Below are 13938 nucleotides of genomic sequence, written 5' to 3' on the forward strand. Positions count from 1 at the left end.
CTGTCATGAATCGATACCCTGTCTGGAAGTACCTGATGATCGCCATTGTGTTGGTGCTGGGTGTGTTGTACACCTTGCCCAATTTTTACGGCGAAGCGCCTGCTGTGCAGGTTTCAAGTGGCAAGTCCACCTTGAAATTGTCACCTGACCTGGCTGAACGTTTATCGAGTCAGCTCGAGGCGCAAGGTATCAAGCCCGACGGGGTGTTTTTCGAAGAAACACTGGGTGGCGGAACTCTGAAATTAAGGTTCAACTCGTCTGAAGAGCAATTAAAGGCGAGAGATTTTCTCCAAAGCCAGCTTAATCCAGACCCGGCAGACCCCGATTACATTGTTGCCCTGAATTTGTTGTCCCGGTCCCCAGACTGGTTGACTAGCATCAATGCGCTGCCCATGTATCTCGGTCTCGATTTGCGGGGTGGTGTGCATTTTCTGTTGCAAGTGGACATGGATGCTGCACTGGAAAAGCGCAAGGATGCCTTGCTGGCCAGCGCCAAGCAAACCTTGCGCGAAAAAGACTTGAGGTACGCCAGTGCGCCTCGCACTCCAGCCGGTTTTAACCTGACCTTCCGCGATGCAGACGCCCGCAACAAAGCACAGGCTGCCCTGGCCAAGGAATACCCGGATTTGCAGTTGGCTGCGCCTGAAAACAGCACGGAATTTGCGCTGATAGCGACACTGGCGCCAGAAATTGAACAGCAGGCGCGTGAGTACGCCTTGCGCCAAAACATCACTACATTGCACAACCGGATTAACGAATTGGGCGTAGCCGAACCCGTGATTCAACGCCAGGGTGCGGACCGTATTGTGGTTCAGCTCCCAGGCGTGCAAGACACGGCGAAGGCCAAAGACATTCTGGGCCGTACTGCGACACTGGAAGTTCGCATGGTGGATGACAGCCCGGAGGCTCAGTCTGCCCTGGCCAGCGGTATTGTGCCCTTTGGCCTCGAGCGCTACACCGAGCGTGGTGGCCGCGACTTGTTGTTGAAATCGGAAGTAATTTTGACCGGCGACAACCTGACCGATGCGCAAGCCGGCTTTGACAACCAAACCCAGGAACCGGCGGTGCATTTGACGCTGGACAGTCAAGGTTCGCGTATTTTCAGAAACATTACTGCTGAAAACATTGGCAAGCGAATGGCCATTGTGCTGATTGAAAAAGGCAAGGGCGAGGTAGTGACCGCACCGGTCATCCGCGGTGAAATCGGTGGTGGCCGAGTTCAAATTTCGGGCAGCATGAACACGGTGGAGGCAGCCGATCTGGCCTTGTTATTGCGTGCAGGCTCACTTGCTGCACCCATGGACATCATTGAAGAGCGCACCATTGGCCCTAGCCTGGGTGCTGACAACATCGACAAGGGTATTAACTCAACCCTGTATGGCTTTGTTGTGCTGGGCGCATTCATGATCGTGTATTACTTGTTGTTTGGTGTGTTTTCAGTGTTTGCACTGGCGGTTAACGTGATGTTGTTGTTTGCCTTGTTGTCCGTATTGCAAGCCACCCTGACATTGCCAGGTATTGCAGCGATTGCGCTTACCCTGGGCATGGCGATTGACGCCAACGTGCTGATCAACGAGCGTATCCGCGAAGAACTTCGTGACGGCGCGCAGCCGCAGCAAGCCATTGCTGCAGGTTACGAGCGAGCATGGGCCACCATTCTGGATTCGAACATTACCACCTTGATTGCCGGTTTGGCCTTGCTGATTTTTGGCTCAGGCCCTGTGCGTGGTTTTGCAGTGGTGCATTGTCTGGGTATTTTGACCTCGATTTTCAGTGCTGTTGTGGTGTCGCGCGGTGTGGTCAACCTTTGGTATGGCCGCAAGAAGAAATTGGACTCCGTCAGCATTGGGCAAATTTGGCGCCCCACTGACGGCACAGCTGTCGCTAAAAAAGCGTGACCTACACCAACCGAACCAAGTGAAATAAAAGCAAATGGAACTATTCAGAATTAAAAACGACATTCCGTTCATGCGGCATGCGAAGATTTTCAACATCATCTCGTTCCTGACTTTTGCGGCAGCCGTATTTTTTCTGTCGACCAAAGGTTTGAACCTGAGTGTGGAGTTCACAGGCGGTGTACTCGTCGAAGCCCGCTATTCCCAACCGGCTGAACTCGAGAAAATTCGCGAAGGTTTGCGCGCCACCGGGATCGACGAGCCACAGGTTCAAAACTTCGGTACTGCACGCGATGTGTTGGTTCGACTGGCGGTGAAGGATTTGCAATCGGGCGTTTTGGGCACTGAGGGCAAACTCAACCAGCAAGCGATGACCGAGCAGGTGTTGAGCTTGGGCGGCCCGGATGTTCAATTGATGCGTGTGGAGTTTGTAGGGCCACAGGTAGGTCGTGAGTTGGCTGAGAATGGTGTAATCGCATTGATGGTCGTGATCATCGGGATCATGATCTATCTGGCCATGCGTTTTGAATGGAAGTTTGCGGTGTCAGCCATCGTGGCCAACTTGCACGACGTGGTCATTATTCTTGGCTTTTTCGCATTTTTCGGTTGGGAGTTTTCACTCTCGGTACTTGCAGCAGTGTTGGCGGTTTTGGGTTATTCGGTGAACGAATCTGTGGTGGTGTTTGACCGCATTCGCGAAACATTCAAGAAAGTCCGAAAAATGACCGTTGAAGAAACCATCGACAACGCAATTACCCGAACAATTTCACGCACCATCATTACCCACGGTTCTACCCAGATCATGGTGTGCTCGATGTTGTTTTTTGGTGGTCCTACCTTGCACGGTTTCGCCTTGGCGCTGACCATTGGTATTTGCTTTGGCATATATTCCTCAGTGTTGGTGGCCAGCCCCCTGTTGATGTGGCTGGGCCTCACCAGGGAAGACTTGGTAAAGCCTGTGAAAAAAGACAAAGAATTTGAAACCCCGTAAAACGGGGTTAGTAAGCGAGGCAGCGTGGACAATCCCAAAGACCTTTCGCCTTTGGCCAAAGGCGACATTGAAATTGGCAAGGCGCTGCCATTCGCAATCTTTGACAGAAGCGGTGTACTGCTGTTGGCTGAAGGCCAGGCGGTTAGTAGCCAGAAACAGCTTGATGAACTGGCCGCCAAGGGCTTGTACCATAACCCCCGGTGGGCCAACAAGTTTGTGATTCAACCGGGCAAGCCTCAAATGGATCCAAACGCCTTGCCCAGAATGCTTCCCGCGAAACAGGCATTTGAAGATCCCTTTGAGACGGGCAGCCAACTGAAAATGTCTGCGCCTGGGCAATCCAAAGACCCTTTCCATGTTCGTTTAATCGGTAGCATCCCTCAAGCCGCCATTTTGATCACGCACCCCATGCGGGATGGCAAATGTGTATTTGCCAAAGAAGGGCAGGTTTGGGAGTTCCAGGCCACTTACGGCTTGTCCATTTATCGCTTCAGTTCAATGATTGAAAAGGTGCTGCTGTCGCCGCACCCTCTGATTGTGATGTCATGGCCCCATGAAACGCATCTTGAGTCGCAGGCCATTCGACGCGCCCGTCGTGTGAATTGTGATTTGCCCGCCACTGTCCGTCTGAACGGCAGTCAAAGTGGTTTGGTTGAATCGATCACCGCAGTGATCGATAACATCTCAACTGGTGGGCTTGAACTGTTGTTTGCCAAGGCTGTGAATTTCAAAATGGGGCAATCCATCTCGATTGCGTTTCAAATTATTCTGGATGATCGCAAGTATTTGATCGAATGCGATGCTGAGGTGGCGTCAAAGCCCCGTGATTCCGGACCTGCTTCATCAAGTTATGGCTTTGCGTTAAAGTCGCTCAACGATGAGCAATTTGCTGTCATCCATGCGTTTGTCAGTGATCGTCTGAATCACCGCCTTGGTCCGCAACTTTATTCAAAGTAGGATCACAGCGGGCTGACCAAGGTGTACACACTGACGTTTTCCGTCTGGTTGTCCAGTGTGTGGGAATCAATCCATCTGGCCTCAATATGAATCCAAACGCCGTTGGTTTGCGTGCTTAAATTGGGTAAGGGGCGAATACTGATACATGAAGCTGCGCCCTGCGCCCAAGCACGGGGCAGCGTGGCTTGGCTCAAATCAATTGCACTGTTGGGTGCTCCCAGGGCTCTTGGCCCATTGCTCGTGCATTCATAGCCCCTCGCACCCGCAAAGCTGTTCAAGTGGTCTTCCAATCGTCCTGAGAACTGCTGCATTCGAGAAATGATTTGCCCACGCGGCGTGTCCCTGTCCAGGTCTGAAATATTGGCCAGCAACACATTGCCAATTTCTGCGACTTGAGTCGCAGCGATCGAACGCACATGGGTCGAGTTTTTAGCACCAAAATTGGCCGTCCAGTTTTTGGCATACAAGACCAAACCAATGGACAGCACCAGAATGGCGATCAGTGCGTCGACCATCGAGAATCCGTTTTTCCTAGAATCCAACTTCATGTTTGCCCTTTGATTTCGGGGGTGGCGGCCTGGGTTCCTCCCTTGGAGGTGGCTCCGACGGAGGCCGGTGTTGAACAGGCGGCGGTGGTGGTGGATTGGGGTCGGGTGGCCTTGGCGGTGGAGGAGGGGGAGGGGGTGGAATACGGGGCAAGTACTCTTTCCCATTGCTGTCTTCACGATTGAATACAAATGAACGTTTGACGCAACCGGATTCCACCCCTTCACTTCCAGAACAATTGACGCTGGCCACAATTTCAAAGGTGGCTCGGTAGTTTTCATCTGAAATGTCATCCCGGCAGTTGTAGGGAGCCACAATGCCCCGAATTACGATGTCTTGTCGCGAGCCATCTGGTGTGTCTGGGCTTGCCAGCTGTACTTCAGGATCAAGCGTTTCAGGTAAGTCAACTGTGTAGGAGCATTCACGGATAACTCGGGTGTCACCCCGGTGAGTGTCGATTAATTGCTGAATGGCCGCGTCATTGCCAAAATTGTGGGTGTAGTGACGAAGGCCTGCATAGGCCAGATGGCGCGCCTCCTCAATGTGTTGCTTGGAGTTGGACAAATAAAGATCCAGGCTTGTGGAGGTGATGTTTTGCAGGCTGATCAGCCCAAACACAATCACCAATACCACACACACAAATACCCCGAGCGCACCGGTTTGTAATTTGTTTCGCAGGCCGTACCGGTACTTCATGATCCAACCCTTACTCGCGTGGTGTTCAGCAGGTGAATGATTCGGGCCTCTTCATAAAGCCCTTCGGTCAGGTTGTTGCCAATTCTGGCCTTGAACATGGCGATCCAGAACATATTGGATTCCGGGTTGTTTTCAATCACCGAATTGCAGTTCTGCTCATAATGCGCAGTGACTTGATTGGGTGTGTCAGCCTGAAACCTGCAAAAACGGATGTTGGTGAATTCAAAGTCGCGGGTGTTGTTCAAATCAAGCCAGTCTGGGCTGTCGTTGCAGAATGCACCGTGATCGAACTGCGCCATGTTGACGCCGTTCAGCTGCCGCTGGGCAAGTACCCCGTTCATTAAACGAAAGCCGGTTAAATTAATGATGTCGTTTCCACCGCGGCTGACCCGGGTGGGAATACTCAAACAGAAGTTTCGGTTGCTTGCCTGGTATCCGTTGCACTGAGGTGCCTGATTTTGCAGGCTACACAGTTGAATGCCTTTGGCCTCCACATCCGGGTTTTGGTAACTGCCGCCCCGGTTCAGGTGGACCGTGACAATTTCACCAATCCGGTTGACTTGATCTACCAGGTTTTCGGTATTCAGATCGTTTTGCGCGCGCATGCTGACCCCCATTAACTTGAGTGCGCCCGTAATACTGATGGTCAGCAAGGCCATGCCGATCAACAGACTGACCGAAGATGCCCCATGAGAGTGACGTTTTTTGTCAGTCATAGCGCACTACTCCATTGCCTATCCCCAAGTAGATGATCTCTGCGCGTCTGTCGCGGTAGTTCAGGGTCAAGCGCGTTTGGCTTTGTGTATCCAATACACCGGACACAGCATTGAAATTCAGGCGTACTGCATCTTCCAGGGTGACGTTGCCCAGGGTGCCTGAGAATCCGCGGTTGTTCTGGCTGCCCGTCTGTGCGTACCATGCACTGCAACCCTTCATGAAAGGATCGTGTTGAACACTGACACTGATGCTCACTGCGGCGTCTGCAGGTCGCAGGTTCATTTCAACCGGGCACTCGGTAATTGCCGCCAAATTGCGTGCCTGCTCCACGTAGGTATCCAGGCGGGAGACTTTTGCTTTCAAGGTTTGTTTGTTTAACACTGAGCTCATGCTGGGAATCGCTGAGACAGCCAACACACCCAGCACGGCCAGACCAATCAGTATTTCAATCAAGGTGAAGCCCCAAGTTGCTTTAGCCATGGGGAACACACTGGTTCGAGGTGTTTTGGTTGCTTGCAGAACGGGCACCAAAACGCTGAATACCCATGTCGCTTTCAACAATCAGGATTCTGCAGGCTTGGGGCAGCTTCATCGGTGCACCTGCGCTGGGTGTGATTTCTGCGCGATACCCGCGAAAGTCGGAATTAGAGACCAGCACCTTGTATTTGGTCGATGAAGGCAGGATCAATCGATTGGCATTCGGTGTGCCATTGCTTGAAACGTCTTGTGCGTATCGCCCATAACGTTGTCGGTGAAGCTGCTGACCCAACGCCAGCTCGATGCCAAACTCTCTCATGGTGCGAAAGTTGGATTTTTCCCAAGAGGCCTCGTACCCGGCATAGCTAAGGGTGGCAAGTACTCCCACAATTGCGATTGCAACTGTCAGCTCAATCAATGAAAATCCGAGGCCCGAACGCATGGTCAAACGCCAAAAACAATTGGATGTATTGGAGTATGCGTGGGTAATTTGGGCTGATCATCCCCGAGGCAGGGTACTTACAAACGGTGACGTTTAGCCTCGGGGCGCGATTGTTAAATGCGCTTGGCCAGTTCGGCGGCTTTGCCAATGTAACTGGCTGGTGTCATCGCCAGCAAGCGGGCTTTTTCCTGTTCGGGCAAATCAAGTTGCTGTATGAACTGTTTCAAACCCTCTTGGGTAATTCCCTTTCCGCGGGTCAGTTCTTTCAACTGTTCGTATGGGTTGGGCAGGCCGTAACGACGCATCACAGTTTGTACTGGTTCGGCGAGCAATTCCCATGCGTTGTCGATGTCGGCTGCGATGGCTGCTTCATTCACCTCCAGTTTGCCCAAGCCGCGCAGGCAGCTTTCATAGGCCAATACTGCGTAGCCGATGCCCACGCCCAAATTGCGCAGCACGGTGGAGTCCGTCAAATCCCGTTGCCAGCGTGAGACCGGTAATTTCTCGGCAAGGTGTTTTAGCACCGCGTTGGCCATGCCCAGGTTGCCTTCTGCGTTTTCGAAATCGATGGGGTTCACCTTGTGCGGCATGGTGGACGAGCCCACCTCACCGGCTTTCAGCTTTTGCTTGAAGTAGCCCAGCGAAATGTAGCCCCAAATATCGCGGCTCAAGTCGATCAGAATGGTGTTGGTGCGGGCAATTGCATCCATCAGCGCGGCAATGCCGTCATGTGGTTCAATCTGAATGGTATAAGGGTTGAAAGTCAGTCCAAGACTTTCAATCAAGTCACGGCTCAGCTTTTCCCAGTCAAACTCTGGGTAGGCTGACAGGTGAGCATTGAAGTTACCCACCGCACCGTTCATTTTGGCTGGCAGCTCGACTGCTTTGATCGCTGCGATTGCGCGCTCCAAGCGGTGTACCACGTTGGCAAATTCTTTGCCCATGGTGCTGGGGCTGGCTGGTTGTCCGTGGGTACGGCACATCATCGGAAGGTCTGCAAACTGGTGCGCGTAATTGCGCAGGGTGGTCACCATGCGGTCCAGTGTCGGCAAAATCACTTGTTCACGCGTTGCTTTCAACATGAGTGCATGGCTCATGTTGTTGATGTCCTCAGAGGTGCAGGCAAAGTGAACGAATTCCGCTGATTTTTTCAGCTCTTCATCGGCTTGAAATTTTTCTTTAATAAAGTATTCAACAGCCTTGACATCATGGTTGGTGGTGGCCTCGAATTCTTTGATGCGTTGGGCGTCGGCTTCTGAAAACCCGGTTTTGATGGCTTCAAGTTTTGCAAGGGCTTGTGCAGAAAATGCAGGCAGTTCAGGAAAGCCAGCCTTGGCCAGTGCTTTCAGCCATTCGATTTCAACGACCACGCGATGGTGCATGAACCCGGCTTCAGAGAGCAGGGGGCGCAAACTGGCCACTTTGGACTGGTAACGGCCGTCAAGCGGGCTGATTGCGGTTAAGGTGCTTAAAGAGTCTGAAGAGATCATGCGGATGGTAAATATTGAGGTTTTTCAAAGCCTTGTATTGTAACCTGTCTCATCGGGAACTGTTTGGACAGAATGATGCCAGCGGTGGTATTTTGGAATTCTGCTTGTTCAATTTGTAAAACTGTTAGACACTTTCAGGTCGTAAAAACAAGACGCAATCTCATCCAGGATTGTATTTAGGAGAACTGTGATGAAACTAGTGGGATCCATGACTAGCCCCTTCGTGCGCAAAATTCGCGTTCAGCTTCAAGAAAAAGAAATTCCGTACGAGTTTGTTCTGGAAAATGTGTGGGACGAAAACACCCGCATCACTGACCACAATCCGCTGGGCAAGGTGCCTTGTCTGATTTTGGATGGCGGCCAGACCGTGTTCGATTCTTTGGTCATTTCAGGCACGCTTGAATACATGATGCCAACAGTACCCTTGTTGCCAACCAACCCCAATATGCGTGCGTTGGTCCGCACCATGGAATCTCTGGGTCAGGGCATTAGCCAGGCTGCAGTCGATATTATTCTGGAGAAGAAATTCCATGAAGGCGACAAAGTGAGCCAAGCCTGGATTGATCGTCAAACCCAAAAAATCCACAACGGTTTGGCCTGGGTTTCCCACCGCATTAAAACCACCCCTGGTTTTTACCTGACTGAGCAGTTTAGCCTGGCCGATATCACGGTTGGTTGTGCATTGTTCTATCTGGACTTCAGGATGCCAGAGCTGAAATGGCGCGAATTGTATCCGGAATTGAATGAGTATTCGGAACGAATTGCCTGTCGCCCAAGCTTTGAGGACACCAAACCTCAGTAATTGCCAGCAATTATTGCGGACGAAAAAAGCCCTGAGCAGCGTATAAGCAAGCCAGGGTTTTTTTCATGGTCGAAGTGCGCTTCAGGCAATCACACCGCCGCCCAAGCACACCTCGCCCTGGTAAAGAACAGCGCTTTGCCCCGGTGTCACTGCAAACTGGCTTTCGGTGAAATTCAACTCGAAACCTTGATTGGTCAATTTGAAGTCACAAGCCGAGTCTTCCTGGCGATAGCGCGCCTTGCACGCCATGTGTGTTTCTGAAGGCGCGTGACCGGAAATGTAGTGGGCCTGTTCGGCTGTCAACACTTTCTGGTGCAACCAAGGGTGGTCATGGCCTTGCACCACATACAGCGTGTTGTTTTTCAGATCCTTGCGGGCCACAAACCAGGGTTCGCCGTTGCCTTCTTTCTGGCCGCCAATACCAATGCCTTTGCGCTGTCCCAGTGTGTAAAAGCTTAAGCCCACATGCTCGCCAATTTGATGGCCCTCGTCATTCAGAATGGGGCCAGGCGCGGTGGGTAGGTAGCGGTTTAAAAACTCACGGAAAGGCCGCTCGCCAATGAAGCAAATGCCAGTGCTGTCTTTTTTGGTGGCATTGGCCAAACCCAGTTCAAGCGCTATTTTCCGCACTTCGGTTTTCTGGATCTCACCGAGCGGAAACAGGGTTTTACTCAGCTGCGCTTGGTTCAGCCGGTGCAAAAAGTACGATTGATCTTTGCTGTGGTCCACCGCTTTCAGAAGCTGGAATTCACCGTTGACTTCCCGTACGCGGGCATAGTGGCCGGTTGCGATGTAATCGGCGCCCAGGCTGTAGGCATGATCCAGGAAGGCTTTGAACTTGATCTCGCTGTTGCAGAGAATGTCCGGGTTTGGGGTGCGGCCTGCCGAGTACTCGCTGAGAAACACCGAGAAAACCCGGTCTTTGTATTCGCTGGCGAAGTTGACGGCTTCAATGTCCACGCCCACCACGTCAGCCACACTTGCAGCGTCCAGCCAGTCTTGCCGGCTGGAACAATATTCCGAGTCGTCATCGTCTTCCCAGTTTTTCATGAAAAGACCGATCACGTTGTAACCCTGCTGCTTGAGCAGCCACGCCGACACGGAGGAATCAACCCCGCCCGACATGCCGATAACTACTGTTTTTGCCATGATGCTTACGATACGCCGGGGGGCATAGGCCCTGCAATTACGCTGGGATGTGTGTAAACATGTTCAAGCGGCATGATGGGCTGCTTGCCGGCTTTCCAGTTCAGGAAATCCTCAACGCAGCGCATCACCAAGGGGCTGCGGTGTTGGTCTTGCGTAGCGCGCAGTTCTTCAACTGTCATCCACAGGGTGCGAATAATGCCGTCGTCCAGGGCACGCTCTGTGTGGTGTTTAACCACCTCGGCCGCAAATGCGAAGCGAAGATAAGTCACATCCTCCAGCGTGCGTGAGCTGGTGTAGCGACTCATGTAAATGCCCAACAACCCTACAGGTTTTACTTCCCAAGCCGATTCTTCAAGTGCCTCGCGGGCAGCACCAAACTGCGGCGTTTCACCTGGGTCCAGGTGGCCTGCGGGTTGGTTCAGCTTGATGCCATCGGTGGTGTGCTCTTCCACAATCAGGAATTTGCCCTGATGTTCAACAATGGCGGCTACTGTAACGCTGGGTTTCCAGACTTCTGACATGGCTTTCAATCGCACTACCTAAACAGGGTGCGCCGAGGGTTGGGAGTTAAAAAACACGTTAGAATAGCAGGGTTAAGGTGCTTGTGCTCATTTTTTGAGCGCAGTTAAACGGGAAGCAGGTTCAAGCCTGCGCTGCCCCCGCAACGGTAAGTAAGTGCGGGTGTGTCATTTTGCCACTGGTAGTAAAGCTGCTCTAAAAACACAGCAACTGGGAAGGCGACACATCAAAACTTACAAGCCCGGATACCGGCCTTGACCGTTCAGCCTGTCCCATTCAGGCGAGCGACTGGTGCTGCGGGGAGGCAGTGCGCAGGCGGCTAATTGCTTCTAATCGAACTTTTTTCCGTAACTTACCCTGGCGTATTGTCCGTGGTTTTGTTGCGCGCACTGTTCTTTCGCCTGTTCTTTGTCTTCTCCAGTGAATTTATTGCTGCACGGTGGGTGCGGTTTAAACCTCAAGGTTAAGTTCATGTTGAAGCATATTGGTAGTAAAGCGGTCGTTGGTACATCGGTTGCCGCTTCTTTTCTTGTATCTCCCCTAATCGTTTTTGCCGAGCCTGTAGGCTCCAAAGAAGTGGTGATTACTGCGAATCGATACGAACGTTCTTTAAGCGACGTTCAGGCCGATGTCACTGTGATCACACAGGAAGACATTCAACGTTCGGGTGCCAGCAGCCTGACAGATCTCCTCAAGCGTGCACCTGGCATCCAATATTCAAGCAACGGTGGTGGGCAGCAAACCTCAACCCTATTCATCCGTGGATCGGAAAGCAAGCACACCCTGTTCTTGATTGATGGTCAGCGTATTGGCCCGTTGGACGGATTTTCTCAATCACAGTTTCAACATTTTCCGCTGGATCAAATTGAGCGCATTGAAATTTTGCGAGGCCCGGGCTCTTCTTTGTATGGAAGTGATGCAATTGGTGGTGTGGTGCAAATCATCACCAAGAAGGCTGCCCGTAAAAGTGGTGGTGATGTATCAGTTTCTGTGGGCAACAATAACACCCGCAAACTAACAACGTCGGGTACCTTGGCCGGTGAGCGTGGCTCGGTGAGGCTTGGCGTTGGGCATGAGTACAGTGATGGTATCAATGCCAGCCGCGACAACAGTGGAAAGGATGCCTATCGAATTACTTCGGGCAGTTTTAATCTTTTTTATGATTTAACGCAGCAAACACAACTAACGGCCAGCGCACTGGCAACTGATGTGAACAATGAGTTTGACCCGAACCCACAATTCAATCGGGACAATCAAACCGTTTTGAACGCGGGCTTGAAGCATCAGTGGGCGGGTGGCTCGGAGTCTTCTATTCGTTTGGGAAGCTCCACTGAAGAACTTGAGTTCCCTTTGTTCGAGTTTGGAACGCGTACCTTTCAAAATCAGTTTTCTTTGGATCACCGCTTCAAGGCCTTTGGTGGTGTCATGTTGATTGGCTATGAGTACCTCGATCAACGTTTTCAACAAACAACGAATTTCCCGCCGCCTGCAGGCGCACCCAACATCGACAATACGCAGGTGAACAGTGGTTTGCTTACTTACACCCGTGATCTTGCCAGCTACACAGTTCAAGGCAATTTGCGTTTTGATGCGAATTCCAACTATCAGGATGTAACAACGGGTCAATTGTCTGTTTCGAGAAATCTGAATGCGCAGGTGAAACTTGGCGTTTTGGCTGGCACTGGGTTCAAGCGTCCTAACTTCAGTCAAATTTCCGGTTTTGTGAATTCATTTGCTCCCGGTTTTGCCGGAATTGACCCGGCTGTATTGAACACTGAGCTTAGGCCTGAGGAAAGTGAAAACTACGAAATTTATGCGGGCATAAGCAGCCAATACGGTCAGTCCAGAATTTCAGTGTTCCAGAATGTGGTTCAAGACCTGATCGTAGGAAATGTTATTTCACCCGGAAACACAAGGTTCACGAACGAACCTGGGGCTTCGAAAATTGAAGGGGTGTCTTTCTCGCATGAAGGTGAGACCGGACCATTGGTTTGGGGAGCATCGCTGGATATTTTGTCTGCAAAAAATGCGCGTGATGAACGTTTGTTGCGTAGGGCAATTCAAACTGCGAAGGTGTACGGAAACTATAACCTTCCCAAGGGGTGGGCAGTGGGTGCCGAGGTTTTGTCTAGCAGTGAGCGCGATGATATTGCCTTTCCAGGCGGGCGCGTCAAGTTGGGTGGGTACACTTTGGTCAACGCCACTGTTACTTATGAACTTGATGCCCGCAATGACTTCAAACTTCGCATGGACAACATAACTGGCAAAGATTATGAGATCGTTCGTAACTTTGGTGTCGCCAAGCAAGATGTTCTACTGACTTACACGCACAAGTTTTAAAGGATGTTGATGCAGGTTGCACTGTTCTTTTTGATCGGTTTGCTGGTTTTGGCTTTGCCCGCCAGTGCAAACCCAAGCTGCGTCCAAGACGATGTGAACCAAGCTGTGTGTGTGCAGCAAGCCCAGCGTGTGCTGGTGCTTGCACCCCACCTGACTGAAATTGTGGATTTCGTAGGGGGAATGGGCAAGGTAATCGCAGTCGATGGTTCAAGCAATTTTCCGGAAAGCGTGAACATATTGCCCAAGTTGGGCAACCCCTGGATGTTGAGTGCGGAATCAATTCTTGCCCGCAAACCCGATTTGGTGCTTGTTTGGCAATCGGGTATTTCAATGGAAGTTGTGGCACAGCTTCGCAAAGCGGGTGTGCCAGTATTTGTCAGCGAGCCCAAGAAAATTGAGCAGGTGGCTAGCACTATGCGCAGGTTGTCTGCCCTGCTGGGCACAGAGCAGAGAAGTGCTTCCCGCATAGACGATTGGTTGCAGCAGTTCAAGGCTTTGCGGGCTGAATACAGCGGTCGTGCAATAGTGCCGGTGTTTTATCAGGTGTGGAGTCAGCCACTGATGACTTTGGGTGGGCAGCATGCTGTGTCAGAAGTGATAGAGCTGTGTGGCGGCCGAAACATATTTGTTGATTTGCCAAACCTTGCTGCACAAGTGAGCGTGGAAGGGGTACTGAAGCGCAAGCCAGAGGTGTTGCTGGCCAGTGGCTCTACTCGCGATCATCAAGGTTTCCTCAAGCAATGGGCTGGCTGGCCTCAGTTGCCCGCTGTAAAGCTTGGTCAGGTATACACCATTCCCAATGACATCCTGGTACGAAACGGCCCGCGCCTGATTGAAGCCGCAAGGTTGGTTTGTGACCACATTGAGCAGGCCAGGCACTGAAATTTTGACCCAGAAGCAGCCCTTCGCTTTTCACC

The 13938-nt window shown here is 51.7% G+C and carries 14 protein-coding genes and 1 riboswitch; of the genes, 6 read left to right on the forward strand and 8 right to left on the reverse strand.

Annotated features, from left to right (window positions below):
• Positions 1-5 precede the first annotated feature (5 nt).
• From secD to A0129_RS03495, 3 genes are read left to right on the forward strand one after another with little or no spacing between them, the layout of a single operon-like run.
• Positions 6-1898 (forward strand): protein translocase subunit SecD, encoded by a 1893-nt coding sequence (gene secD, locus A0129_RS03485; protein WP_291712444.1) that lies wholly within the window; start codon positions 6-8, stop codon positions 1896-1898.
• A gap of 34 nt (positions 1899-1932) precedes the next feature.
• Positions 1933-2886, forward strand: a complete 954-nt coding sequence (gene secF / locus A0129_RS03490) for a protein translocase subunit SecF (protein WP_291712446.1) — start codon at positions 1933-1935, stop codon at positions 2884-2886.
• Positions 2887-2910: 24 nt separating this feature from the next.
• The gene (locus A0129_RS03495) at positions 2911-3843 is read left to right on the forward strand and encodes a flagellar brake protein (protein ID WP_291712447.1); all 933 of its coding nucleotides are present in this window, start codon (positions 2911-2913) and stop codon (positions 3841-3843) included.
• Between the two features lie 2 nt (positions 3844-3845).
• Here A0129_RS03495 and A0129_RS03500 read toward each other — a convergent pair whose 3' ends face one another.
• The 6 genes from A0129_RS03500 to purB form a co-directional block, all read right to left on the reverse strand.
• The gene (locus tag A0129_RS03500; RefSeq protein WP_291712449.1) at positions 3846-4358 is read right to left on the reverse strand and encodes a hypothetical protein; all 513 of its coding nucleotides are present in this window, start codon (positions 4356-4358) and stop codon (positions 3846-3848) included.
• 16 nt (positions 4359-4374) lie between these two features.
• The gene (locus tag A0129_RS03505; RefSeq protein ID WP_291712451.1) at positions 4375-5085 is read right to left on the reverse strand and encodes a hypothetical protein; all 711 of its coding nucleotides are present in this window, start codon (positions 5083-5085) and stop codon (positions 4375-4377) included.
• Positions 5082-5801 carry a hypothetical protein gene (locus A0129_RS03510; RefSeq protein ID WP_291712453.1) on the reverse strand — a complete coding sequence of 240 codons (720 nt, stop codon included), beginning with the start codon at positions 5799-5801 and terminating at the stop codon, positions 5082-5084. Before A0129_RS03510 ends, A0129_RS03505 begins: the two co-directional genes overlap by 4 nt.
• Entirely contained in the window at positions 5794-6282 is a 489-nt protein-coding gene (locus A0129_RS03515) for a Tfp pilus assembly protein FimT/FimU (protein ID WP_291712455.1), read from the reverse strand. The genes A0129_RS03510 and A0129_RS03515 overlap by 8 nt, the downstream gene beginning before the upstream one ends.
• Positions 6275-6721 carry a type IV pilin protein gene (locus A0129_RS03520; RefSeq protein ID WP_291712457.1) on the reverse strand — a complete coding sequence of 149 codons (447 nt, stop codon included), beginning with the start codon at positions 6719-6721 and terminating at the stop codon, positions 6275-6277. The genes A0129_RS03515 and A0129_RS03520 overlap by 8 nt, the downstream gene beginning before the upstream one ends.
• 113 nt (positions 6722-6834) lie before the next feature.
• Entirely contained in the window at positions 6835-8211 is a 1377-nt protein-coding gene (purB, locus tag A0129_RS03525) for an adenylosuccinate lyase (protein ID WP_291712459.1), read from the reverse strand.
• A gap of 190 nt (positions 8212-8401) precedes the next feature.
• On the opposite strand from purB, the gene A0129_RS03530 reads away from it, so the two are divergent.
• Positions 8402-9013, forward strand: coding sequence for a glutathione S-transferase C-terminal domain-containing protein (locus A0129_RS03530; RefSeq protein ID WP_291712460.1), 612 nt, complete (start codon positions 8402-8404; stop codon positions 9011-9013).
• Positions 9014-9094: 81 nt separating this feature from the next.
• Here the strand turns inward: A0129_RS03530 and mnmA are convergent, their stop codons facing one another.
• Together mnmA and A0129_RS03540 are read right to left on the reverse strand one after the other, a co-directional pair.
• Positions 9095-10165: a tRNA 2-thiouridine(34) synthase MnmA gene (gene mnmA / locus A0129_RS03535; RefSeq protein WP_291712550.1), complete on the reverse strand. Its 1071-nt coding sequence runs from the start codon at positions 10163-10165 to the stop codon at positions 9095-9097.
• Between the two features lie 2 nt (positions 10166-10167).
• Positions 10168-10683, reverse strand: coding sequence for an NUDIX hydrolase (locus A0129_RS03540; RefSeq protein WP_291712462.1), 516 nt, complete (start codon positions 10681-10683; stop codon positions 10168-10170).
• Between the two features lie 58 nt (positions 10684-10741).
• Positions 10742-10953: riboswitch (cobalamin riboswitch) on the forward strand.
• Between the two features lie 199 nt (positions 10954-11152).
• On the opposite strand from A0129_RS03540, the gene A0129_RS03545 reads away from it, so the two are divergent.
• Positions 11153-13021 (forward strand): TonB-dependent receptor, encoded by a 1869-nt coding sequence (locus tag A0129_RS03545; protein ID WP_291712464.1) that lies wholly within the window; start codon positions 11153-11155, stop codon positions 13019-13021.
• Positions 13022-13030: 9 nt separating this feature from the next.
• Positions 13031-13903, forward strand: a complete 873-nt coding sequence (locus A0129_RS03550; RefSeq protein WP_291712465.1) for a cobalamin-binding protein — start codon at positions 13031-13033, stop codon at positions 13901-13903.
• Positions 13904-13938 lie beyond the last annotated feature (35 nt).

The organism is Limnobacter sp. CACIAM 66H1, assembly GCF_001601825.1.
In the GTDB taxonomy this organism is placed as follows: Bacteria; Pseudomonadota; Gammaproteobacteria; order Burkholderiales; family Burkholderiaceae_B; genus Limnobacter.

What these genes read in the sequence shown, in the direction of transcription:
- A0129_RS03550 (WP_291712465.1), top strand. Translation starts at nt 13,031, where the DNA reads ATGCAGGTTGCACTGTTCTTTTTGATCGGTTTGCTGGTTTTGGCTTTG.
- A0129_RS03545 (WP_291712464.1), top strand. Translation starts at nt 11,153, where the DNA reads ATGTTGAAGCATATTGGTAGTAAAGCGGTCGTTGGTACATCGGTTGCC.
- A0129_RS03530 (WP_291712460.1), top strand. Translation starts at nt 8,402, where the DNA reads ATGAAACTAGTGGGATCCATGACTAGCCCCTTCGTGCGCAAAATTCGC.
- A0129_RS03540 (WP_291712462.1), bottom strand. Translation starts at nt 10,683, where the DNA reads ATGTCAGAAGTCTGGAAACCCAGCGTTACAGTAGCCGCCATTGTTGAA.
- A0129_RS03510 (WP_291712453.1), bottom strand. Translation starts at nt 5,801, where the DNA reads ATGACTGACAAAAAACGTCACTCTCATGGGGCATCTTCGGTCAGTCTG.
- secD (WP_291712444.1), top strand. Translation starts at nt 6, where the DNA reads ATGAATCGATACCCTGTCTGGAAGTACCTGATGATCGCCATTGTGTTG.
- A0129_RS03515 (WP_291712455.1), bottom strand. Translation starts at nt 6,282, where the DNA reads ATGGCTAAAGCAACTTGGGGCTTCACCTTGATTGAAATACTGATTGGT.
- secF (WP_291712446.1), top strand. Translation starts at nt 1,933, where the DNA reads ATGGAACTATTCAGAATTAAAAACGACATTCCGTTCATGCGGCATGCG.
- A0129_RS03505 (WP_291712451.1), bottom strand. Translation starts at nt 5,085, where the DNA reads ATGAAGTACCGGTACGGCCTGCGAAACAAATTACAAACCGGTGCGCTC.
- purB (WP_291712459.1), bottom strand. Translation starts at nt 8,211, where the DNA reads ATGATCTCTTCAGACTCTTTAAGCACCTTAACCGCAATCAGCCCGCTT.
- A0129_RS03500 (WP_291712449.1), bottom strand. Translation starts at nt 4,358, where the DNA reads ATGGTCGACGCACTGATCGCCATTCTGGTGCTGTCCATTGGTTTGGTC.
- A0129_RS03520 (WP_291712457.1), bottom strand. Translation starts at nt 6,721, where the DNA reads ATGCGTTCGGGCCTCGGATTTTCATTGATTGAGCTGACAGTTGCAATC.